The 23,959-nt window shown below is 46.7% G+C and carries 17 protein-coding genes; 12 read left to right on the forward strand and 5 right to left on the reverse strand.

Annotated features, from left to right (window positions below):
* Positions 1-8 precede the first annotated feature (8 nt).
* From Q8K39_RS17215 to Q8K39_RS17225, 3 genes are all read right to left on the reverse strand, one after another.
* A complete protein-coding gene (locus Q8K39_RS17215; RefSeq protein ID WP_305262098.1) occupies positions 9-1,922 on the reverse strand; it encodes a Mu transposase C-terminal domain-containing protein in 1,914 nt (637 codons plus the stop codon).
* Positions 1,825-2,610 carry a TnsA endonuclease N-terminal domain-containing protein gene (locus Q8K39_RS17220; RefSeq protein WP_305262099.1) on the reverse strand — a complete coding sequence of 262 codons (786 nt, stop codon included), beginning with the start codon at positions 2,608-2,610 and terminating at the stop codon, positions 1,825-1,827. The genes Q8K39_RS17215 and Q8K39_RS17220 overlap by 98 nt, the downstream gene beginning before the upstream one ends.
* Positions 2,611-3,083: 473 nt before the next feature.
* Positions 3,084-3,332, reverse strand: a complete 249-nt coding sequence (locus Q8K39_RS17225) for a DNA-binding protein (RefSeq protein WP_305262100.1) — start codon at positions 3,330-3,332, stop codon at positions 3,084-3,086.
* Positions 3,333-3,640: 308 nt separating this feature from the next.
* Here Q8K39_RS17225 and Q8K39_RS17230 point away from each other — a divergent pair, with 308 nt between their 5' ends.
* Entirely contained in the window at positions 3,641-4,021 is a 381-nt protein-coding gene (locus Q8K39_RS17230) for a helix-turn-helix domain-containing protein (RefSeq protein ID WP_305262102.1), read from the forward strand.
* 624 nt (positions 4,022-4,645) lie between these two features.
* On the opposite strand, the gene Q8K39_RS17235 is transcribed toward Q8K39_RS17230, so the two are convergent.
* On the reverse strand, positions 4,646-5,152 hold the full coding sequence (locus tag Q8K39_RS17235; protein ID WP_305262104.1) for a restriction endonuclease: 507 nt from the start codon (positions 5,150-5,152) through the stop codon (positions 4,646-4,648).
* Positions 5,153-5,337: 185 nt separating this feature from the next.
* On the reverse strand, positions 5,338-6,678 hold the full coding sequence (locus tag Q8K39_RS17240; protein ID WP_305262106.1) for a DNA cytosine methyltransferase: 1,341 nt from the start codon (positions 6,676-6,678) through the stop codon (positions 5,338-5,340).
* A 674-nt stretch (positions 6,679-7,352) separates the two neighbouring features.
* Between Q8K39_RS17240 and Q8K39_RS17245 the strand changes: the two genes are divergently transcribed.
* The 11 genes from Q8K39_RS17245 to Q8K39_RS17295 all read left to right on the forward strand — a co-directional run.
* Positions 7,353-9,344 carry a hypothetical protein gene (locus Q8K39_RS17245; RefSeq protein ID WP_305262108.1) on the forward strand — a complete coding sequence of 664 codons (1,992 nt, stop codon included), beginning with the start codon at positions 7,353-7,355 and terminating at the stop codon, positions 9,342-9,344.
* Entirely contained in the window at positions 9,341-10,870 is a 1,530-nt protein-coding gene (locus Q8K39_RS17250; RefSeq protein WP_305262110.1) for a hypothetical protein, read from the forward strand. Before Q8K39_RS17245 ends, Q8K39_RS17250 begins: the two co-directional genes overlap by 4 nt.
* Complete coding sequence (locus Q8K39_RS17255; RefSeq protein WP_305262112.1) at positions 10,871-16,414, forward strand: ATP-binding protein; 5,544 nt, start codon at positions 10,871-10,873, stop codon at positions 16,412-16,414.
* Between the two features lie 298 nt (positions 16,415-16,712).
* Entirely contained in the window at positions 16,713-17,756 is a 1,044-nt protein-coding gene (gene recA, locus Q8K39_RS17260; RefSeq protein WP_305262114.1) for a recombinase RecA, read from the forward strand.
* Positions 17,757-17,834: 78 nt separating this feature from the next.
* Positions 17,835-18,311 carry a recombination regulator RecX gene (recX, locus tag Q8K39_RS17265; RefSeq protein WP_305262116.1) on the forward strand — a complete coding sequence of 159 codons (477 nt, stop codon included), beginning with the start codon at positions 17,835-17,837 and terminating at the stop codon, positions 18,309-18,311.
* Between the two features lie 615 nt (positions 18,312-18,926).
* On the forward strand, positions 18,927-19,511 hold the full coding sequence (locus tag Q8K39_RS17270; protein WP_305262123.1) for a DUF2889 domain-containing protein: 585 nt from the start codon (positions 18,927-18,929) through the stop codon (positions 19,509-19,511).
* 31 nt (positions 19,512-19,542) lie between these two features.
* Positions 19,543-20,727 (forward strand): ADP-forming succinate--CoA ligase subunit beta, encoded by a 1,185-nt coding sequence (gene sucC, locus Q8K39_RS17275; protein WP_305262125.1) that lies wholly within the window; start codon positions 19,543-19,545, stop codon positions 20,725-20,727.
* Between the two features lie 18 nt (positions 20,728-20,745).
* The gene (gene sucD, locus Q8K39_RS17280) at positions 20,746-21,627 is read left to right on the forward strand and encodes a succinate--CoA ligase subunit alpha (protein ID WP_186956010.1); all 882 of its coding nucleotides are present in this window, start codon (positions 20,746-20,748) and stop codon (positions 21,625-21,627) included.
* A gap of 292 nt (positions 21,628-21,919) precedes the next feature.
* Positions 21,920-22,726, forward strand: a complete 807-nt coding sequence (locus Q8K39_RS17285) for a Stp1/IreP family PP2C-type Ser/Thr phosphatase (protein WP_186956009.1) — start codon at positions 21,920-21,922, stop codon at positions 22,724-22,726.
* Positions 22,727-22,755: 29 nt separating this feature from the next.
* Positions 22,756-23,364, forward strand: a complete 609-nt coding sequence (locus Q8K39_RS17290; protein ID WP_186956008.1) for an FHA domain-containing protein — start codon at positions 22,756-22,758, stop codon at positions 23,362-23,364.
* Between the two features lie 445 nt (positions 23,365-23,809).
* Positions 23,810-23,959: prepilin-type N-terminal cleavage/methylation domain-containing protein (locus tag Q8K39_RS17295; RefSeq protein WP_370868634.1), on the forward strand; the 150-nt coding region annotated here is incomplete at its 3' end.

The following is a 23,959-nucleotide window of genomic DNA, read 5'->3' on the forward strand; positions in this document are numbered from 1 at the left end:
CGGTTACCTCAATCCAATAAGTAGGCATCAAAAGTAGGAGTGACCATGTCTTCCTTCCTTGGCTCAACTGGCGCGCAGAATTGACTTGGTAGTGGAACAGCAGGAACACTATTTTCTGGTAGCAGGCACCGAGCGCTACTTAGTCCTGCGAACTTGGCAGCCAACTTATTGTCTCGATGCAGTGTCTTTCCGCGTGCCATACTCAGCCACTTCTCCGAGAGTTCTAATTTTGCTTGCATGTAAGTTTCACGATGCCCAGCTCTCATGTGGGAGTTATTGATATGTGCACGAATGGTCTTGTGCTGGATGACGGATAGATTATTTGCGTATTCTGGTCGGCAATTCGGTACATAGAGCCAGTCCAGGGTTTTGGGGTGCTGGACATACACAAAACCAAGATTTTCAGGATCGTATTTCACTTGGGTTTTAAATTTGACAGACAACTCGCGTCTAATAAGCTGCAGCTCTGGGCAATTAAAACGAAGACCGGGCATCGCAATTCCTTCGTTTCCTACGGTAAGAGTTATTTGTTTGGCGGCGATCAATCCCAGACTGTCCAGATTGGATGGCAACAAGGAAGGAGGGGTTCGTTCAAAGCTTTCTGGAAACAAGTCTATTGGTCGAGCTAATGTCCTCGAATTAATTTTCAGCGGATAGACGTCAACGAAATACTGCAGAAGGCCTTTACATAAATCGCTGAATGAAATAGATGCAGTTTTTGAGGGATCTAGCGGCAGGCTGTTTGCAACTGGTTTAAGTACTTTTCCTGGTGCCGGGAGATGGTTACCCAACTCGCCAAAAAAGCGTTCTACATTCGGTTTTAGCCACGGCTGTCGTACTGGACAATATTGAATGTCGGTATTGAGTTCTGTGGCGGCTGACACAAATTGCCTGGAATGGAATTCAAGCCCATTGTCTACCACATACATTTCACCAAGCCCGTATCCATACCAGGTCTGCTGTAAAAACTGAGCGTGATCAGTGTACGCACTCTTTGGCATCAATCCGACCTTCATTGCATTGAGGACCGGTGCGAGGCCCGCCCCTGCAAATGAAATATAGAAACCGACACAGTAGCTGCTATATGCGTCGATTATTACGGTAATGACCGGCCGGCCCAGAGGCATTCCTGTGCCGTCAGCGACGACCACCATATCCAATATGGTGTGATCAACCTCCAGGCGTTGTAGTGCTCGAATTGGTTCGGGGCCCCTCAATGAATAACGCCATCGATTTCTCGCAAATGCAGCGCCAAATCGATGGACATCACGAATGTAGGGATTCACCTCCAGTACTCGCCTATGTAAAGAAGGAATACTAATGGTTTCCTTGCCCCGGACATCGTGCTGATTGCCAGCTAGTTCCTTTAGACGACGATTCAGGATCATGGCTACATACTGGAGTGTCGGGCGGCTGCGTGTGAAATACTCCTTAAGGAGCACCTTGGTAATCTCGGCTTCTTGCTCCCTGGAAAAAGCCTTTTTGCGGGATCTACCAAAATTCTTGGTGACAAGAGAGGAGGGATTCCCACCTGAACTGTCCCACAATCGCACCCAATGCATTGCAGTAGACGCGGTGGGTAGCTTGTGGCCTTCGCCAGGTTCTTGCGGGAACTTCTTTAATAATCCTGAGATTACGTCGCGTTGGCCACGTGATGCGCCATTTTTTTTTATCCATTTGACCACTCGGATTCTGAATTCAAGCTCACTTCTATATTTTTCTGGCAACGAATCGATACTTGTGAGTAATCCGGCAGTACCTTTGTCCTCGTCTGTGCTTGAGGTTCTGGAAATCGTATCGGCACCGACTACGGACAATTCATGATTAAAAATCTGAGTCGTCACCTTGGCGATATCCCACGTGTAATTTTGGCGAGTAATCGGGTCTTCGAACTGAATTCTGTTTTGATCTATCTTGCGCACGAACTCCAGCGTTTGGGTCCCACGTCGCAGCGTCAAGCCAATTTGGAATGCAAACATCCTCATGATCAGTCTCCTTGGAAATAGATTTAATGTGCGTGTCGTCTGCTAGGGAGATGTCGTCGCTGAAAATGAGCATTGTCCTGCCGAGCATGTGAAACACAACGGTTTTATCAACTTGGGCCATCTGCATGACGGTTGCTATCGACATTGGTTCTGTAGTCGATTGCATGGCACCCAGGACTGCTTGTACGGCTTGATCAGGAACACTGCCTCTCGCATAGCGAAGAAGTAGTTCGATCTTTACTGGCAGGTCTGCGTGATCAATCATGTCATCCGTGACTACGTGAAATGAAAATGTTCGCTGTTTGAGAATGGATGAAACCTTATTAAACATTTCAACCGACTTGTTGACGAATACTTCCGGCTTGACTTCTATAATCAGCGTCCTTCCTGAAGAAAATTCAACAAGGAAGTCTGGTGTATAGGATTTGTCTTTTTCTTCCCCATAAGTCACGGTAAATGGCTGGTCGATAATGCGAATTACACCTGGAGTGAGTAGCATCCTCTGGATGAACCGGCGCTCAAGTTGGCTCTCATATTCGATGACTTCTTTCTGTAGCCAGCCACATGCCACTAACCCGACAGTGCGATGGGGTGATCTAGTAATCACTTTGCGTTTGGGTTTCATGTGCGGTACCCATTGGTAAGTGAAAAGGCAACAAGTGATGGTGCAAGTGGAAACTTCAGCTGCCTATGGTGATCGCGTCCAGGACTGCCAGGCGATAAAGTATTTTTGGCTATTCTGGTTAACCAACGGACCATTTGCTGTGGGTGTTGCTGCTTGTGGTAGGTGAGTTCGCACAGCTTTTGGGATTGCGAGAGAGGCTGGATTGATGCATGGAAATATATGCCCTTCTTCATTTGATTTCTCCTGCGTACAGGCGTGCGGGTACGGTGCCCGCATGTACGCGATCACAAAAATGATAAAAAGGGGTTGACGCGCACGAATGGCACAGGTAGATTTGAGTTGTTGATACAAATCTGGGAATCAACCCCCGGAACGAAAGCGCCTTGGTTTCGCAGACCTTGGTGCTTTTTTATTTCGATTTAGTCATCTGCTCATGTTTGTTCCTCCATTGTGTCTGGGATTGATTTTCTTGATTAGGAGTCGGATTCAAGCACGAGGGCTTCTTGAAGAGCTTTCGTGTTTGAAAGCTCAGGTGGTGGTTTTAATCCAAGTGCGACGGCTATGCGGTGACTTTCACCACGTTTTGCCTTGGCCCTGCCAGAAAGCACTGCATATACCAGAAATGCGTCAAATTCATGGGCGCGTGCCCAATCCCCAATACAGATACCTTGCTCAAAAAAGCGTTGCTTGACTGCGTCTATAGCTGCCTGCGAAAGGTTCATGATCTAGATTTATTTAAATTTAAATGAGATTACATTTGGTTTTGAAAGAAGTATTTAAATTTTCATCAGATTATTGTAAATGAATAATTTCGTCAATAATTCACTATAAATTCATTTTATTTGATTTTTATGGTTAGGACATTTTAATAGGTAATTAAATGCAAGTTAAATAGTGATATCTGGTAAATATGTGTATGAGTAATGTACGAATTATGTGTGATAAGTGTATGAATAATGTATGATTATTTGTATTTATAAGTTTATTTTTGGGTTTGAATCAAGAATTGAAAGTGGGGAGAGTTGGTGATATGACTACAGATGAGGCGAATGTAAGCGTGGCGCAAAGGCTGCTGGAGGAGCGAACACGACTCGAGTTAACTCAGGGAGCGTTAGCTGAGCTTGCAGGTCTTTCAAGGGTAAGTATTGCAAAATACGAATCTGGTGGAACGTTGCCAAGTGCTGAAGCACTAATTGCTCTGGATCGCAGTGGAGTTGATATTCGCTACGTCTTGGTTGGCGTTTATTGCACGGGGAGTAGGGCGATGCGGGATCGCTTTCGTATGGCGTTTGAAGAGGTAGGCCGACAGGCTCAGGCGAATAAAGAAACGCTTACCGATGAAAGTCGCCTGGAATTGGCCTGGCGTATTTATGAAGCGTTTGAGACTTTTGAAAAATACAAACAGAACTAAGTGCTTGTGGACAAAGGATATCGATATCCTTTCATAGTGGCAGTCTTCGGAAACGACAAAGTCGCGTTCATTCCACGGTAAGAGCCGACTCTGCAGACCGGATACGGGACGAAATCAACACGACTAATCGCTATTCTCATTGATTAAGATATCGCTGTCAAACAAAAAAATTTCGGTCACGCTTTTTTAAGGCTTGATCTTAAGTACATCAATTTGTTGAGCTGGTGGAGTGTAATTCAATATGTGAAGCACGGATCGATTGTCAAGGGCAATTTAGTAAAAAGGGCTTGATCAGTTGTCGTTGACGCAAAAATCGATTTATAACCCAACTCAAGCTCATATATAAGTATTGCAATACGATAAAAGGTACATTGGATGTTTAAAAAGAACGACGATCAACGGTTGATATTTGACCAAAGCCTCTAACTGAGTGCAATTCCGCAGATCGATGCCCATTTTCGTCCTCCTCAATTGATGCAAGCCAAAACCAAGGAAGACGGCATTTACATTGAATAGCGTAGTCTTCCGGATCGCACGAAGGGGAGAAAAAATCTCCACAGGATAGGCATTTAACGTGGAACCGACTGCATTGATCACACTTCCCGACGTAGTGAATATATGAAATTACTTTAGTTTTTTTGCCTTTTTGCTATTGATTGATGCAATAGTCATATCTATTGTTGGATAGCCATCCCAAAAAACTCGACCTTTCTTGCAGGCCGGATGTAAACAGCTCGGCCAAGTCGAAGGATCAAAATTTTCTAATCGGTCAAGAGGCAGTAAACGAATTGATATAGCTTCCTGCGCTCTCCGCTCGGCTCCTGATGTGCTGCCGTTCGGACAGACCAAGTATCCATGTGTTGCACCAACGTCATTCATTAGTCCCTGAAAGGCTTCGACTTCCTTAATATCCACCGGACGTTTATGCATTTTTGCGTCAATAATCACGCGTGTTCGATTATCAGTATCATGCCGTGAGTCAATGAGGACGTCGATTTGCCTTTGTTGGTTACTCAGTTTCCCTTCTACTTTAGCATTTGGTGTAACGCAATAAGCCGTGGATAGTTGATCGGCCACAAGGCGAGCAACTAACCGTTCATATCGCTGCCAGGTTGGCATTGGCTTTAACATTCGTCGTAATCTCTACTTAATGCTTACAATTTGGTATATTGCGGTACAGAAGGCTAGGTTTTTAAAATGCATTGGAAATTCGGAACGAGTTTTTCTCTGACGCTAGAAAGATCGGTAAATGTATTGAGGAAACCAGAAAAACCTGCATTGGATTGCGGATGATCGTGCGACGAACAATCATTAATCTATGGTTTGATAGCATCCATTTTGTCTTTTCTTTTTGATTTTTTATAGTTAATACTTGAAAGATTTTTTTGGCTTTCATTCAATGATTCAAGTCGAGCAAGCAGTACTTCCCCAATGGCCTCAGACAATAACGGCGGAACAGCGTTGCCAACTTGAGTGTAGCGCGGGCATTCTTGTTTTCGTTGTTTGCCGCCGGTAGTATATTTTTCTTGGAAAGAAAACCAATCAGGGAACGATTGCAGTCGTGCGCTTTCCCGCACAGTGAGGATTCGTGGCTCGCTATAATGGACGATATCATCAGGGAGCGTCGTAATTGTCGGTGCAGGTAAGCCAGGATGCAGGACCGTGGTGGAATGCTTACGTGTGCCTGCTTTTTTTCGTTCTTCGATGGATAAACAAAACCCTGGGCGGCAAATAGATTGAACAAGGCTAAAATATTTAATGGTTTCTGGCTTGTGTCTTGGAAGGCGTCGGCTGTTTGGGGCTGTGCCTTGCGCACACTTACGCATTAAGGCTTGGAATTTTGTTGGTACGGCAGGCTGAATGTAAGGTGCTTCCTTAAAACCAGGAGCCGTCGAATCCTCGCACGGAACTAATTCCCTTCCGCTGATCTCAAGATCCGAAATGGCCTCCTTGGTACTAACTGGCCGATCAGTAGGTAGACCTCTCTCTTCTAGAAATGTGAGGCGACTCTGCTTCAATTTCATAAATAGATTGGGAGTCTCTAATTGATGATCTTTGCGTTCACATATCATTAGAAAACGTTGACGGTTTTGTGGCACGCCGAAATCCGCGCAATTTATTAGACCCGCTGAAACTTCATACCCTAATTCCTTCAGTCGTGTGGCGATGTATTCTGCATAGGATTTTTTCTTGGCATTCCCCATTAGAATTTCGGTATTTTCTTGATTCTCAAACTTCATATTAAAGCCCGCAACATTTTCAATGACTATAAAACGAGGCTTGACCAATCCAACTAAAGCTAAATATTGTTCTGTCATTTTATTGCGCGGGTCTGCAGGATTGCGTTTCCCTGCAGTTGAAAATCCTTGGCACGGCGGTCCACCGACTATGAGGTCTACTTGTCCAGCTAATTCACCAACTTTGTTATCGTATGTAGCAATCAAATCTTCACATGTCATCGCTTGTGGTGGTAACCATTTCGGCCAAGTAAAATTGAAGTCTCCGTTATTAATTAAATTGTGCTTAAGTGTAGCAAATGCTAGTGGGCTTTTTTCGATTGCGAAAATGCCTTCACACCCAGCAGCCATTAAACCAACCGATAACCCGCCACAGCCCGCGAATGCGTCGATAAATTTTAGTGTAGTGGGATGTTTCAAGGTATTCCTGTTACGGTAGATTTTTGATCCTGCGCCAGCGCACAATTTTGACACGAATTCGGAAACTGCACCAGGACTACGAGAACATTTCTGTAGCGCTATAAAAAAACATAACTTACCAAGATAAAAAAGTTCTAATTAACACGTTGAAGCTTCATAGTCTTGTAAAATTCATAAATTTTTGAGTTATCGTATGACTAAATAATCGATCAAATTCCATGTATTTAGAATGTCAGTGTTTACCTTGCATGGCATCAATGCTCTAATTATTAGAAATTAATGCAATAAAGATAATTTTTGCTGCCTCATTGCTATTGAGATTTCGTTAAGAACCGATGGTTTGAATGGATTGTCTGCTTGGTTGCAAATATTGCAGTCAATATGGTACGGGAAATGCTCCACGTCATGAATGCAAATTTCGACATTGTTGCTTTGATAATGTAGACAAAAGCATTGCCCTTTAAGTCTTGCCAACGAAAATTGGCCGCGTTTGTTAGCATCGAAAAATATTAATTAATCACACCTTTCAGGAGAAAAAATTGCAAGAGAGTCCAGAAGCAGTCTCGCGGTTTCCAAGGGAACTGATTGAGTGGGCAGGCCATCACTCTGGCGGAGTCAAACGACTCTTCGACTCGAATAGCGGTCGACCTGGTAAGGAGTTACTTCGTACGAGCTTGATTGCAAAGCTTGAGTCTTGGGCGACAGATGTTGCATCTGGACATGCCGGGACGCCAAGGATCTTGCTTTTGGTTGGGGGGCCCGGAAATGGAAAAACCGAAGCAATCGAACATACAATCAAATGCTTGGATCAGCGACTCTTCTGTGAAGGCAAGCTAATAGAAAAACTTTCGCAGGACTTTCATCCATCGTCCGGACAGGCTGTGCCAAGAGTCGTGCAAATCGATACAGGAAGCCTGGTACTTAATGGTAAGCAATTGCGGCTTGATATCGTGCAGGACGCCTCTGTTACGGCAGGGAACGAAGGGCGAGACGCGCCGTCCTTGTTAATTGAGGAGCTCAATGATCTATTGCAGGCGTCCGAAACTAACTACTATTTGTGTTGTGTAAATCGAGGCGTGCTTGATGATGCATTGATTAATGCCATCGATAATAGGTTGGATAAAGCCAGTATTTTGCTAGAAGCAATTACCCGTGCAGTTAGTCTTTCTGCTACTGCGCCTTCATGCTGGCCTCTTGCTGGATTTCCCGCGGTTGCAGTTTGGCCAATGGATGCTGAATCGTTGCTTGTGGGTATGGACAATGAGGCGCACTCTGCCGCTATGGCATTAATTAGGTATGCTACAGCGCCGACTGAATGGTTAGCATCAGGCGCATGTCCAGCGGGCACTAGCTGCCCTTTTTGCTATAGTCAAACCCTTCTTGTTCGCGACGAGCATCGTGCAGCTCTTTTGCAGATATTAAGATGGTACGAGTTAGCTAGCGGTAAGCGGTGGAGCTTTCGAGATTTGTTTTCACTTGTGTCCTATTTACTTGCGGGCCATCATCCTGCGAGAGACGGCCATAAAGGTAGCCCTTGCGATTGGGCGAAGTATTTAGTTGAATTAGATAAACAAATTCTGCTTGCTAAAAATCCAAGGAAGCCCGCTTTGACAGCTATATTTCATTTGGCTACCTCTAGTTATCAGCAGGCCCTGTTTCATCGTTGGGAAAAAAATGCGGCGAATTCATTACGTCAAGATCTGAAGGATCTTAGTCTTGAAAAGAATATTGAAGAGACTCGAACTCTAGATGGACTTACCTATTTCCTCCAAGGCCGCAAGGACCCGTACTTGCCTGCAACGATTTCGTCATTGTTGGAAGGTCTAGCGGAAATGCTGGATCCTGCGCTCGCAAGCCCAGATACGGAAGTCGCTGTCAGTAGTCGAAAAAAAATTACTCTTGCAGATCTGGATACCCGGTTCAGTCGTTCACTTGGCGATGGCTTGGATTTTATTCGTAAACATCAGGTGCTCGCACCAAACGAGCTTGAATTGTTAAAGCGACTTGCAAAAGCCGATTTACTACTTTCTATGCCTTTAGTCCGTCGCAAGAAACCTACAGCTGCTAGTCGTATTCAACGCATGCTCAGGGATTTTGCTTGCAGACTTGTAAGGCGAAGTATTTGTACTCGTTCGGCAGTCGTAGCAGACGCAGCAATTTTGCAAAGTTTTCAACAGGTCGTAGAAGACCAAAATGGAAATAAACTTTACGAGGTAGCTAAACAAGTCAAGGATCTCTTGAACGATGGCCAAGTCTTCAAGGTTTCACTTACTACCACGTTTGGTCAACCTTTACCGCCATTACAACGCCAAGCCACTTTAGTTGTGCAGCCAAGACAGGTCAGAGCCTTGCCGCTAATGATGACGGGGCGTCCACTTTCTCCGATTTGTTTCTTGCAGGTGGGTTCTGGATCCTCCATACAACCTATCGCGTTGACTTACGACCTTTACAAGGCTGTCAAGGAACTGGAGCGGGGATTGTCGCCTGCCTCTTTGCCACGGACTGTAGTTGCGCTACTAGACACGACAAGGGCTAGATTGTCTGGCCCTATCGTTCGTGATCCAGAGGTCCTTGTGGATGCACAGATCCATATTGGTGCAGATGGGACTGAAATAGGTACTTCTTGGAATGGATTTATGGCAGTTACAGGAAAGGGTAGCGTATGACATTAGCTGATTTTAAACAAGGACCTTGGAAACGTGAGCACTCCCATCCCGCGTACAAAGATTCAGCTCTTGCCATTAGCCCAGCACCAGAATATGCAAGTTCGGAAGTACTCGTTGCTTCATTGTATCGAACAATAGGATTCGAGAGCATAAGTGAAGGAGGGGTTCCGCAGGCAGGGCGCGACCTTGACAAGAGGATACAAAAACTTCGTGATAAACATCTGCCCTCTCCAAAAGATGCCACGGTAGGAGTCGACACCTGGAATACGGTGCTACATGGCATACTTGAAAGCCCTAAGCTTCCAAATCAATCATCTAAGCGGTTTCTTCAAGTAACGCCTTTGGTGCCAGGTACGGCAAGTTTTTCGGGGTCGGCTCGATTGAGTAGCAATTCATGGCCTGCAGGCAGTTTAATACGGCGCATGGTTTGGCTTGGATCACAAGACCATGAATCTGCTTTGGCATTGTGGCACGACTTGTACTCCGCCCTAAGTGTCGTTAAAAGCGATGATATCTTTGCACGATGGCTTCAGGAGGAAGCATCAGCTTGGGACTGCAGCCCTGAGTGGAAATTTGTATCAGTTTCCCCGACAAATGTCGCTCACTTGGCACAAGAGGATTTTCACGCAATCAAATTTCTTCCTGCTCGGCAGTTCGTCAAGGATCTTCGCGCAATCATCTTAGCAAAGGATGCAATGACACGCCGGCAATGGACTAGTTTGCTAGAGGCAATACTTCGTCTAGCCGCTGTCACACATGTTACTTGGCTCTGCGATGTGCAAGCTAGAATTTGGCGTAGTTTGTCTGAAGCATTAGAAAACAGAGGGCTTACTAACGAGGCAGCAGTAAGAGAAGCTATATTTCCCACGAAACCACAATATATGACTTACGGGGGAAAAGCTCTTAATAACCTCAAGGATAAGACTTCAGGCTACCTTACAGCCCGTCTGGGAATTAATACTACGTTATGGGCCTTGGAGCAGGTTGGTGAACCATATACCGACGATATGAGTTCAAGTAGCGGAATAGCGAACTTATGTAAACATATCCATTCCAATCTTTCACTTTTGAATGCTCTCGACGTAAAAGGGATTTTTCTCGATGTTCGCGAGCAGGAAGCGCGAGCGTTGAATTGCAAGAAAGGTATCGGCGCGAACCTTCTGGAATTCGCGAGACATTTGCTCGGACAGCGACAGACAGCTGTACAGCTTTTGAGAGGGTATGACCAAGGTTATATTCTTAAGAAAAAAGGCCCCTATCCGTCAAGTCCATGGGTTGTTTCCTTGGGACCTGTCGCTGTTTTAGCGTTAGTTCATTGTGCGCTCGCGGGAATGGGAGGGGCTCGTTCTATCCATCGCTTGGGCCAACATCTAGCTGAATACGGAATAGCGGTTGATCGTCATGACATTACAAGGAATGATTTAGGCCATCAGCTTAGAATGCTGGGGCTCGTTCTAGATAGTCCAGATGCTGAAAGCGGCATGTTACTGCTGCCTCCTTTCCCTGCAACCGAGGTAAACAAATAAATGAACAAACTTACTAAAGCGCTTGCTCGAATCATCCGTGAGAAGGTGCAAGAAGCAACACAAGGACGAAATGGTAACAAACTTGAGTCTCGCTTTATTTTTCATGGACCGCCATTGGATATTCTAGAAGCAGTCTTTGCTGACTTGGCAAATATCGGGGATATTTCAAACTCCAAGAAGGAAGCCTCTTTAAATCTGCCAGTTCTCCTTCAAATGCCTCATCGTTTAATGTTTGGTTCGAATCCAGGCATCGGCATTTCTGGAAAATGTGATGAAAGTCATTTACTCCATATTCGTAATGACCCCAATAGCCCTAGTTTTCTTGCCCTCGTTCCGCCTGGTCAGCATAACAATAGATCTGTTGCATCAACTACAGATGAATTCGGAATGACTGCAGCCAGCAACGGGGGGCATGCTACTTTCGAAGAGTGGTGGGAAAATGGCTTCGTCCAGCGATTGGTGACGGGCGGATTGGAAGACGCAGGCTTTACTCAAGAATCCTTGGCCGATGCGCGGCAACTCGTCGAGCACGCTGCCGCCGCAGTGGATGAAATGGAGCGGGATGAGGGTAACAGGAGTGCTGCTTGGCGTCTCCTTTCGCGCATTTACAGCATTAAAGACAATGCTATGCAGATGCCTGCCGGAACCGCACTTTCCCTTGCTTGCGGTGTGCCTCCAATGCAACACGGCGGACTTTCCGCCAAGTCTCAATTGGACGTTCTTTCCCAGATGGCAACGGAACTTGCTGATGGTTTCAAGACTGGAGTCGACCGTATTGGAGCAACGACAAACGATGCAATTAAGGCGCAACTTGGAGTCTTCTTGTCGCATATTCAGTCCACATGCGAGGTGCCTACCGCTTTCGAGCGGGCAACTGAAGCATTCTACCTGCCTTCAGACATGCTTGAAATTTCTAGTCCTCCGACATGGTGGGAGACACTGACGACTGAGTGTTGGTCAGAATTGTTATCGGAAGACCTAAATGAGACCGTTGGTGACTTATCCGTCATTTGCTCGAATCCAATGCTTCCAATTGTCCGGGGTATGCCTGCGATAGTTAAAGATAAAGTGGAGCTGTCCATAGTAATTGGAAAAGGAGAAATCGGTAACCCAATAGAGGTCATGATTGTTGGTGGCTCGTTTGGGAAGTCGCAATCAGCTTTCCAAGTTGACGGCACGGTAATTTTAAGCGACATGCCACCCTCTAGTGGGCAGAAATCCCCGATTACCTACAAGGTCGTCGGCGATGGGAAAAAACCTGCGATAGCAAAAGTTATCTCGATTGCCAGTTGGAATCCTGGCATTCTCGTAACATGTAGAGTTGCCAACAAATTGTCTCCCCCTAAGAAGCCTCGTAAAAATAATGCGGGAGTGAATTGGGAGTCTGCATTGTCGCTACCAGGATCGGGACGATATGAGTTGCTTATATTAGCGCCGGTTGGAGCTAATATCGTTGAAGCAATCGGTGTACTTGATGATGCTGCGGAGATCCGAGATGAAGAACAACAACCGTTATTGATACGCGAAATAAGAGCAGGTGAATATCAAATTGAGGTCGAGGTTGATGGAAAATACCAGCTCGAAATCACTTTTCTTCCACTTGGGCGTGCAGGTACTGAGGTATGTAGAGTTTATATCGATTGCGAGGAAACGAGGGAAGAAGGTTGTCGTAGCGAGTTCGAGCGACTCATCAAACTTAATCGACAACATCTAGAAAAGTTTGATTCCAAGGCCGTAGTTCAACTAGACCGTCATGCGCGGCTGTCCAGTTTGCAGTTATGGATGCTCGAAGAGGAAAACGTTACCAAATCGTTTCTACCACTTGTATTGGCAGACGACTACGCAACAAAATGGGCGCCACCAAACTGGGACACCATGGATGGGCGTATTCTATCTCAAGCCAAATTTCTACACGATCCTAGGCCTAAGGCAGAATCATTCCAGCCTCCAACTGGATTCATCGAAGCCAGAAAGAAGATTGCTGAGCGGGTACGTATGACGGTAGACCAGACTGGCCTTATAGAAGCTGCTCCGCTAGGGAATTGGATTTCACGAGATCCAGAGTTTCGCGATATCGTAGAAATGTATCTCGATTCTTATCGATCGTGGATTGCCTCTGACTGGGAGGTTGCATGTTGGGTGGATGCTATAGCTGTATGTGGTAGAGAAGTCGGAGGACGAACGTTATCGCGAATTCCTGATGCCATAATCCTCTCACCTTTGCACCCGCTTAGGTTCGCTTGGCATTGCCTAGCGCAACAGGTTCTATTCGATGAAATCGAGGGGCCAGACGCTCGCCCCTGTCCAGCTTCTAGCATTCTTGATCCAGATTGTATTCCCGACCTGCTTACAATGTCACTTCAGTCGCCAGGAGGGCCGCAAGGCATAGATCGAATTGACTTCCTTTCCGTAGAGTGCAGTTCTGATTATTGGTCTGTACTTTGGAACGGCTCACGACTTGGACAACTTGCAGAAAGATCGCAACAAGCACCATTTGATAGCAATTTTGGTTTGATTGTTGGTGGAATATCAAGTGGATTTAGTCCGGCTCAAGTTGCTCGTGCGCTGGAAGACGTATCTAGTCTGCTTGCTGCGAAGCCTGTTGTAAGTCTCGTTGTCTCTAGCACTGGAGGCTCTACGGACGCCTGCAACGAAGGACTAGCAAGTTGGTGTTCTCGGCGATTTGGAACTGGAGAAACCACAACCTACTATGATGGTGTAGGGCCTAGGATACTTGAAGTGTTTGACACACGAGTAGTTGGTTCTCGACCGGATCAAGCAACGATCGCCAACCTCTCAGAGGACACGGCAAATAGGGTTAGATGGTTCGAAAGGCAACCTCAGGGATCGCGACCAGATCTTGGTATCATAGCCCAATTAGATTCTGCTCAGCCTGAATCAACATCAGTCGGGATGCGTTCACCGCTTGGTCTTGGAGGTTTGATTCGCCATAGGGTTAGGAGACAGTTAAATGGTGCTTTCTTAAGTGAGTCACGGCAAGGTGTTGCAGTGCCATCGTCGGGAAATATGTTTGCGGATAAGGTCGCAAATTGCGTCGCCGCTGTAGAAGGAAGCAATTTAGAAAAGATTGGACTTCAGTTTGCTCCTAACGTCCATGCAATATCCAGCATGCTGGAAGAAAAAAAAGCTGGTTTTGTTGCTGTCTCTTCATCTGCGATCGATCCTGCATGTTTTCTCGGCGGATGGATCAATGGTGCCTACCTTTGGGATTACGATCTTCCAGCATATTCGCACCGTGCTGGCGATACGAGCGGATACTACCTTCTCGCTCAGGTTAGAGACGCGGATCGAGACGCGCTAAGACGGGTGCTGGAAATAGTACCAGACAGTAAGCAAATTGATGATTCAAAGGTTGAGGAAATATTACTTGAGGTAGCGAGACGAGGAATCCCGACTGTTCGGGGCTTGTCCGGTGATGACACTGGTGCTACAGGTGACCTAGGGTTGTTCCTTGCAGTTCGACTTCTACAGGATCAATTTCGAGTTACTGGCAACTTGGATAGCCTTATTCCAATTCTTTCGGGATCACCTGAGGACGTCAACATTGCCGTTATCATTCCGGTCGATCCGTTCCGTGGTTACTTGGCGGATATAGCTCGCTCACTTGGTAAGGATCGTGGTGAGATGTCACTATCACGTCCCGATCTTCTAGTGGTTGGGATACATCTTGGTAGTATCGATGTTCGTTTGCAGTTAACACCTATCGAGGTTAAGTGCAGGCAAGGCAGCACAATGGGGGGAGGCGAAGCAAATGAGGCACTTGCGCAAGCACGGGCATTGTCATCACTTTTCTTGGAGATGCAAAAACGAGCTGAGAACTCACTCATTTGGCGACTTGCGTTCCAACATCTCCTGCTGTCCATGATTGGGTTTGGGATGCGAGTCTACAGTCAACATCAGAGCGTTACGAACCAGGCTGCGCGTTGGGCTATGTATCATGAGCGCATTGCCGCGGCGATCCTTGGACCGAGACCTTCAACTAGCATAGATAGACGCGGTCGCCTTATAGTTATTGATAGCACGCCTCAAAGTTTGCCTCGTGATCATGACAATGATGGATTCACGGAAACTATCGTAATTTCAAATACAGATGCTGCTCTTATGATAGCGGGGAACCCTATCGATTTCTATTCGAACGTTCGGGCTAAAGTCCTTGATTGGGATTTATTGCCTCGCATCCACAAGATGGAAAGCACTGAAATTAAAAACAATACTGGAGTACCTGAAAACAGAGCAACTAAGCTCAAAGATATTCTTGTTCCGCTAGACCCGATCTATGAGCAGGAGATAAATGAGGATTCAATTGATCAGCCTAGGTTGTCATTGAATCCGGGGAAAGTAGAATTAGAGTCCGCGCATGATAAAGCAAGTCCAGGCATTCTACTTTCTGTCGGTAAGAGTGTTGATGGTTTTGAATCTAGAACCATTTCACTCAATATCTCTGATACACGACTTAGCCAATTTAATATTGGCGTTGTGGGTGATTTAGGAACAGGTAAGACGCAATTATTGAAATCACTGATTGCCCAGATCGCTACTGCGAGAGAAGAAAATCGCGGGATTAAGCCACGGTTTTTGATTTTTGACTATAAACGTGATTACAGCAACGCGGAATTCGTTGCAGCTACTGGGGCCCGGGTCGTCAAGCCAATGCGGCTACCACTTAATTTATTTGATACGGCGTCCATAGCCGAATCTGCTGCTCCATGGCTGGATCGATTCCGTTTCTTTGCTGATGTCCTCGACAAAGTTTACACAGGTATAGGGCCTGTCCAGCGTGACAAACTCAAGGGAGCTGTTCGCAACGCGTATGATTCTGCGAATGCTTTAAATCAAGTACCTACTATTTATGATATCCACGCTGAATACAAGAAATTGTTAGCTGGGAAATCAGACTCGCCTATGGCCATTATTGACGACTTAGTCGATATGGAAATTTTTGAGCGCGATCCCAAAAAAACTATTCCATTTGATCAATTTCTAGACGGTGTTGTGGTTATATCGCTCGATGCAATGGGGCAAGATGATAGGAGCAAAAATATGCTCGTTGCAATCTTATTGAATATGTTTTACGAGAATATGTTAAAGACGCCCAAGCGTGCATTTATTGGCACCGAACCACAACTCCGAGTGATTGATTCTTATCTCTTAGTTGACGAGGCACATAACATCATGCGCTACGATTTCGACGTTCTACGTAAGTTATTGGTCGAAGGGAGGGAATTCGGAGCAGGAATTATCCTGGCATCTCAATATTTACGTCACTTCAAGACAGCAGGTAATGATTATCGAGAACCTTTATTAACCTGGTTTATCCATAAAGTACCAAACGTGACAGCTGCAGAATTAGGCGCACTTGGACTGACAGCAGATCTAGGTGAGCTATCGGAGAGAGTTAAGACTTTACCCAACCATCATTGCCTCTATAAATCGTTCGATGTGATTGGAGAAATAATTAGGGGACTGCCGTTCTATGAGCTAGCGTCATCTGGCATTGGGAAGAAGCGCAACAGTCTTTCTTGACAGATAGGCCGTCTCCGAGCGAGCGTTCGCAAAGGATGTCTCGCATTCGAGGTGAGGATACATAATATTAAATTCAAAGTTAAGCGAGAAAAATTCAGAGTTAAATGAAAATCGACAAATTTTGTCAAATAAATAACTATCAGATAATTATCAGCCCTTCGCTGTAAAATCCCCTGTTCAGCAATCAATGTAAAAAGTCGCTTGCATAAATCACTGTTTTTTTATACAGTACTGCAAATCGCAGGAAATTAAGCCTGTATTCCTTTTTCCACCCGCCGCTTATTGAATGAAAGAATGTATGGACGATAAGAAACCAGAAAATGCCTCAGAAAAAGCAAAGGCACTTGCAGTAGCTCTGGCACAGATAGAAAAGCAGTTTGGTAAGGGTTCGGTGATGCGTATGGCCGACGGTGAAGTGGTGGAAGAGGTACAGGTTGTCTCTACTGGCTCTCTGGGTCTGGATATTGCGCTGGGCGTCGGTGGTTTGCCACGTGGCCGTGTTGTCGAGATTTATGGTCCTGAATCTTCTGGTAAAACCACATTGACGCTGCAGGCGATTGCTGAAATGCAAAAACTGGGCGGTACTTGTGCATTTATCGATGCTGAGCATGCTTTGGACGTTGGTTACGCTCAAAAATTGGGTGTGAATCTGTCTGATTTGCTGATTTCACAGCCAGATACAGGTGAACAAGCACTGGAAATTACTGATGCGCTGGTGCGTTCCGGCAGTGTTGACCTGGTGGTTATCGACTCGGTGGCGGCATTGACGCCACGCGCCGAGATTGAAGGCGATATGGGTGATTCCTTGCCTGGTTTGCAAGCGCGTCTGATGTCCCAGGCTTTGCGTAAGCTGACGGGCAGTATCAAGCGTACCAATACTCTGGTGATCTTTATTAACCAGATTCGTATGAAGATTGGTGTGATGTTTGGTAGTCCTGAAACGACGACAGGCGGTAATGCGCTGAAGTTTTATGCTTCCGTACGTCTGGATATACGCCGCACTGGCTCTATCAAGTCTGGTGATGAAGTGGTGGGCAATGAAACCAAGGTCAAGGTAGTCAAGAACAAGGTGGCCCCGCCATTTAAAGAAGCTCACTTTGACATCATGTATGGCGAAGGTACTTCACGCGAAGGTGAGATTCTGGATCTGGCGGCCGACGCCAAGATCATAGAAAAAGCTGGTGCCTGGTATAGCTATAATGGCGAACGTATCGGTCAGGGTAAGGACAATGCACGTACTTATCTGAAAGAGCGCCCTGAGTTGTCATTTGAAATTGAAAACAAAGTACGCTTGCATCTGGGCGTCCCTTTGTTAATGCCAGCAGCGGCAACGGCTGAATAAGCTGTAGCTCACTGTTAGCGACATCGTCTTGAATCATGCCGGTTGGTAGCTACCAACCGGCATTTTCGCTTTTAAAGTATGAAGAAACCCACCATTAGTCTGAAAGCCCGTGCCTTGCGTTATTTGTCCATGCGTGAACATAGCCGCATGGAGCTGGAGCGCAAACTGGCGCGTTATGTGGAGGAGGGCGACGATGTTGGCGCTGTCCTGGACTTTTTGGAAGCAGCAAAGTATTTGTCTGGCGAGCGTTTTTCTGAATCGTTGGTGAACCGGCGGCAGGCTAGGTTTGGCAATAACCGTATTCTGGCGGAGCTGCAAAGCCATGGCCTGGATGCGCAGGATATAGAGAACGTGAAGGAAGAGTTAAAAGAATCTGAGGTCGAGAGGGCGGTTCAGGTCTTGCACAGGAAATTCCGGCACGCGCCGCAGGATCATCAGGAAAAAATGAAGCAGGCGGCGTTTTTGCAGCAAAGGGGGTTTTCCAGCAGGGCGACGCAGGCGGCGATGCGGGTGTCGCGTGATGAAAATGATGAAGATAATGAAGATGATGAATAGTATTCGCCATTTCAACATGCTCACAGTTGCCATCATGTCGCCTCAGCGCAGGCTGGGGTTCAGCGGCGTTGCTTGATTTTGTTTATTCTTGATTTATTTGCATGAATTCAGAAATCCTGAGCAAGATCGCGGCAGATTTGGCTCTACAGGTGTTAATACGATGGATTCCTGTCTGCGCAGGAATGACGAAGGGGAGGATATTCACATCATTGAAGCTCAGGTTTAGAACTGATAAGTCCTAAATTGACGAGTCCAGTCCTTCCTTTTGAAGCAGAAACTTTGGACTGGACTTTGAAATAGACAACAATTTACGACATGCTTAAGTGCTTCTTTCAATTGCTTGTCGGTATTGCAAGAGCAGACTTTTATCTCATCATCGCCATGTTTTCGCTTGCCAAACCACAAAAAACTTAATTTTCTGCTTAGATTTCTGCATTAGCATACTCAGAAAACTGCTTAAATTGTAGTCATATGATGAGTTCGCGGCTGGTCTGTGCTAAACTCTGCTGGTTTTTTTGCAGGGCCGCAGGAGCGGCTGTTATCGTAGAAGCTGCGGTAACGACACGCAATTGTGGCTATTTATTGAGTATTCCGGTTTAGCCGCCAGCAGGCATGATGCCCTTATCTTCGTCAACCAACAGACGCGCCTTAAAGCACACGCGTACTATCCAGATCGAAGCGTTCGCGCGCGATGACGGATTGTGGGATCTTGACGCCCGTATCACTGACTATAAGCCCCGCGATATTACCCTCGCATCCGGCGTGCGCCCCAATGGCAGCGCGCTGCATGATCTCAGCCTGCGCATTACCATAGACTTGCAATTGACCATCGTTGATGTGGAAGCGTTTTCGGATGCTGTACCTTATCCTGGCTATTGCGAAGTCATTACTCCAGATTATAAAAAACTCATCGGTTTGAATTTGTTACGGCAGTTCCGCCAGGGCGTGAAAGAGCGCATGGCTGGTGTGCATGGTTGCACCCATCTGACGGAAATGGCACAAATTCTACCGACTGCTGCTGTCCAGGCTTTTGCCGGGGATGTGATCGATACCCGCGACGGGGCCACCGATCGTGGCCAGCAGGCGCAGCAACCTTTTCAACTTGATCGCTGTCACGCCCTTCGTACTGACGGGCCGGCGGTTGTTCAATATTACCCGCGTTGGGCAAAAGCACCGCCTGACGCGAAATCACCCAGCTAGTTTGTTTGTTTAATTATTTATACCTCAGTGTCTGAAGGGAAGTCGTATGAAAATTCATGAGTATCAGGGTAAAGAAATCCTCCGCAAATTCGGAGTGACAGTACCACGCGGTATTCCATGCCTGTCTGTTGACGAAGCTGTCAAAGCGGCTGAAACGCTGGGCGGACCAGTCTGGGTTGTTAAAGCACAGATACACGCTGGTGGCCGTGGCAAGGGTGGTGGCGTGAAAGTCGCTAAATCCCTGGAACAAGTGCGTGAATACGCTGACGCGATTCTGGGCATGCAACTGATCACGCATCAGACTAGTGCTGAAGGTCAAAAGGTTCGTCGCCTGTTGATCGAAGAAGGCGCGGACATCAAAAAAGAACTGTATGTCAGTATGGTCACTGACCGTATTAGTCAGCGCGTGGTCTTGATGGCCTCCAGCGAAGGCGGTATGGATATTGAAGAAGTGGCAGAAAAACATCCAGAACTGATCCACAACCTGGCAATCGACCCGACTGCTGGCTTGCAAGATGCTGAAGCTGACGACATCTCCCGCAAAATCGGTGTGCCTGAAGAGTCCATCGCTGATGCACGCGTACAGTTGCAAGGTTTGTACAAAGCCTTCATGGAAACTGACTGTTCCCTGGCTGAGATCAATCCTTTGATTTTGACAGGCTCCGGCAAGGTTATCGCACTGGATGCGAAATTCAATTTCGACGCGAACGCATTGTTCCGTCAACCAGAAATCGTGGCTTACCGCGATCTGGATGAAGAAGATCCAGCGGAAATCGAAGCCTCCAAATTTGACCTGGCTTACATCTCCCTCGACGGCAATATCGGTTGCCTGGTGAATGGTGCTGGTCTGGCGATGGCAACGATGGATACCATCAAACTGTTCGGCGGCGAACCAGCCAACTTCCTCGACGTAGGTGGTGGCGCGACAGCAGAAAAAGTGACTGAAGCCTTCAAGATCATGTTGAAAAACCCAGGTCTGAAAGCCATCCTGGTCAACATTTTCGGCGGCATCATGCGTTGTGACGTGATCGCTGAAGGCGTGATCACTGCATCCAAGGCAGTTTCCCTGCAAGTACCACTGGTTGTGCGTATGAAGGGTACTAACGAAGACATCGGCAAGAAGATGCTGGCTGACTCTGGCCTGCCTATCATCGCGGCTGACACGATGGAAGAAGCAGCACAGAAGGTTGTTGCAGCTGCTGCAGCTCAAGCTTAATAATCGCAAGGAACAGATATGTCCATCCTGATCAATAAAGACACTAAAGTCATCACCCAAGGTATCACTGGCAAAACTGGCCAGTTCCATACTCGCATGTGCCGCGATTACGCAAACGGTAAAAACTGTTTCGTCGCTGGCGTGAATCCGAAAAAAGCTGGCGAAGATTTCGAAGGCATCCCGATTTTTGCTAACGTATCTGAAGCGAAAGCAGCTACTGGCGCGACAGTTTCCGTGATCTACGTTCCACCAGCAGGCGCAGCTGCTGCCATCTGGGAAGCTGTTGAAGCTGACCTGGACCTGGCAATTTGCATTACTGAAGGCATCCCTGTCCGTGACATGATGATGTTGAAAGACCGCATGGCAAAGTCCGGCAGCAAGACAAAATTGCTCGGCCCTAACTGCCCAGGTCTGATCACTCCAGACGAAATCAAGATCGGTATCATGCCAGGCCATATCCACCGTAAAGGTCGTATCGGCGTGGTTTCCCGTTCCGGCACGTTGACTTATGAAGCAGTGGGTCAATTGACTGCGCTGGGTCTGGGTCAGTCTTCTGCTGTTGGTATTGGTGGTGACCCTATCAATGGTCTGAAGCACATCGACATCATGCAGATGTTCAATGATGATCCAGACACTGATGCCGTCATCATGATCGGTGAAATCGGTGGTCCGGATGAAGCCAACGCTTCTTACTGGGTACGCGACAACATGAAGAAGCCGGTCGTTGGCTTCATCGCCGGTGTGACTGCGCCTCCGGGCAAGCGCATGGGCCATGCTGGCGCGTTGATCTCTGGTGGTGCTGATACTGCACAAGCCAAGCTCGACATCATGGAAGAATGCGGCATCAAGGCCACTAAAAACCCGTCAGAAATGGCGCGTTTGTTGAAAGCTATGCTGTAAGCTCAATGCTGTAGACAAGCTTGAGATGAAAAAGAGTCGCAGATTTTGCGACTCTTTTTTACTTATGCCGGAGTTTCTTGTGGATATCCGTGCAAATAGATTTCCTTAATGTTAAGCTTAAGTGTCATTGACAGTTCACAATTGAATTGACCGTGGACAGGTCGCTTTGCTGATGAAAAGCAGAACAAGAAACTTCCAAGAGACGTCTGAAGAAGAGACAGTAAGCACCAGCAGTACGATTTGAAAATTATTATAAATTTATATACTCCAGGATTATTCCCAGCGTTTATTGATGCCATACCAGCGTGTTCTACAATTTGCCGCCCTCTCTGATACGGGCTTGGTCAGGTCGCACAACGAAGATGCCATCATCGTTTGTGCCGATTATGGCTGCGCGATCCTGGCTGATGGCATGGGGGGATATAACGCGGGCGAAATCGCCAGCGCCATGACTGCGCAAATCATTGCAGAATATTTGTGCAGCAAGATGGATGCCATCTGGTTTCCATCCATGGGGCCAAGGCCACTGGCGATGGCCCGCTGGATGACGGAGGCTGTTGAACTGGCCAACCGCAATGTGTTGTATGCGGCGCAAACCAATCCAGAATGTTCAGGCATGGGCACCACGGTCGTGGTGGCATGCTGTCTGCAAGACAAAATTTTGCTCGCCCATGTTGGCGATTCGCGCGCCTATCGCTTCCGTGACGGTAACTTGAGCCGTCTGACCCAGGATCATTCCGTGTTGCAGGAGCAAATCAACGCAGGTCTGATCTCGGAAGAAGATGCGCGTTATTCTTCGATTAAGAATTTGATCACCAGAGCAGTCGGTACGCTCGAAGAGGTATATACCGAGTTGCATACTCACCATACAGATGAAGAAGATTTGTATCTGATGTGCTCAGATGGATTGACCGATATGCTGGAGCATGATGAAATCCAGAGCTTGATCAGGATGCATGAAACTGATCTTGATCGCTGCGCCGAAGCTTTGATAGAAAGAGCCAAGGACAGGGGAGGGCTGGATAATATTTCCGTGGTCTTGTTCCGCCTGGTTGGCGAGAAACACAAGTCGTGGCTGCAAAGAACATTTACCCGGTAGTTCGGGGATTATGAATTGATGAGAGATTTATGGCGAAAATTATCGTCACCTTTAATGGTCTGGTTCAGCAAGAAATCACTATCAGTAAATCACGCCTGACAATAGGACGGCGCCCCAGCAATGACATCGTCATTGATCACCTGACAGTCAGCGGCCAGCATGCCGCGATTGATACCTCTTCCAATGGCTCTTTCGTGCTTGACCTTGGTAGTACCAATGGCACTATGGTCAATGGTCAGCCCATAAAAAAGCACTTGCTGCAAGACGATGATGTCATCGATATTGGTAAATACAAATTAAGATTCCAGGTCGAGCAATCTGGCAAGCAGACTTTTGTGCCAGAGCCAGGTCAGGTGCAAGCGGTGGCTGTCGACAAGCCCAGAGTGAAGATTAAGGTAATGAATGGTAATAATGCTGGCAAAGAGCTCAATCTTGTCAAAGCAGTCACCACCATAGGCAGCCCCGGCACCCAGGTCATCGCCATCACCCAGCAGGGTAAGAATTATGTGATTGCTCAGGTGGAAGGCGATGCTGCAGCGACAGTCAACACGGTGTCCATCAAAGACAAGCCACATACCCTGAAACATGCCGACATGATAGAGTTGTCAGGGACAAAGATGGCTGTGATTTTTTATTGAATGTACTGCCGCGACCCGTTGTCGGGAAATGAATGATTGCCATGCCACTACAGGTCTGGCCAGTTGTGAATAGACTGGCCGTATTGAACAAAATCCAGGCTGATGGCCAGTTGCTAAATCGATTTTCACCTCGCGCGTGATGCACCGTATCTCGGTGTTGCATGAATGCAATGAAAATGACGAATTTATTTTCAAACAGATATCAAGTATTGAAACAAGTACTTACAAGACTGACATACTTGTCAGTCTTGTTTCTGAATCGGCATGCAACTGACAATTTTAGGGTGTAGAGAATATGTTAATTCTGACAGAATTTGTCATTTGAATCGCTTTACCAGTGCATATGTATATGAGGGCGGGTAATTGGCAGAATTATTTACACGTGGCACAGCTATTGCTTCATGCATAGCGTAGTCCCCGAACTTAATCTTACTGGAGCATTTTTATGAAAACCATGTCCAAACAGCTGCAACGCGGCTTTACTTTGATCGAATTGATGATTGTTGTGGCAATTATCGGTATCTTGGCAGCGATCGCTATTCCACAATATTCTGATTACACATCCCGTACTCGCGCAGCTGGCAGCCGTACAGAA

Source organism: Undibacterium sp., assembly GCF_030683615.1.
In the GTDB taxonomy this organism is placed as follows: Bacteria; Pseudomonadota; Gammaproteobacteria; order Burkholderiales; family Burkholderiaceae_D; genus Undibacterium; species Undibacterium umbellatum.

Bases quoted from the DNA above. Each gene is read 5' to 3' on its own strand.
- Q8K39_RS17290 (WP_186956008.1), top strand. From the start codon at position 22,756: ATGGCGAAAATTATCGTCACCTTTAATGGTCTGGTTCAGCAAGAAATC.
- recA (WP_305262114.1), top strand. From the start codon at position 16,713: ATGGACGATAAGAAACCAGAAAATGCCTCAGAAAAAGCAAAGGCACTT.
- Q8K39_RS17250 (WP_305262110.1), top strand. From the start codon at position 9,341: ATGACATTAGCTGATTTTAAACAAGGACCTTGGAAACGTGAGCACTCC.
- sucD (WP_186956010.1), top strand. From the start codon at position 20,746: ATGTCCATCCTGATCAATAAAGACACTAAAGTCATCACCCAAGGTATC.
- Q8K39_RS17270 (WP_305262123.1), top strand. From the start codon at position 18,927: ATGCCCTTATCTTCGTCAACCAACAGACGCGCCTTAAAGCACACGCGT.
- recX (WP_305262116.1), top strand. From the start codon at position 17,835: ATGAAGAAACCCACCATTAGTCTGAAAGCCCGTGCCTTGCGTTATTTG.
- Q8K39_RS17285 (WP_186956009.1), top strand. From the start codon at position 21,920: ATGCCATACCAGCGTGTTCTACAATTTGCCGCCCTCTCTGATACGGGC.
- Q8K39_RS17235 (WP_305262104.1), bottom strand. From the start codon at position 5,152: ATGTTAAAGCCAATGCCAACCTGGCAGCGATATGAACGGTTAGTTGCT.
- Q8K39_RS17220 (WP_305262099.1), bottom strand. From the start codon at position 2,610: ATGAAACCCAAACGCAAAGTGATTACTAGATCACCCCATCGCACTGTC.
- Q8K39_RS17230 (WP_305262102.1), top strand. From the start codon at position 3,641: ATGACTACAGATGAGGCGAATGTAAGCGTGGCGCAAAGGCTGCTGGAG.
- Q8K39_RS17225 (WP_305262100.1), bottom strand. From the start codon at position 3,332: ATGAACCTTTCGCAGGCAGCTATAGACGCAGTCAAGCAACGCTTTTTT.
- Q8K39_RS17255 (WP_305262112.1), top strand. From the start codon at position 10,871: ATGAACAAACTTACTAAAGCGCTTGCTCGAATCATCCGTGAGAAGGTG.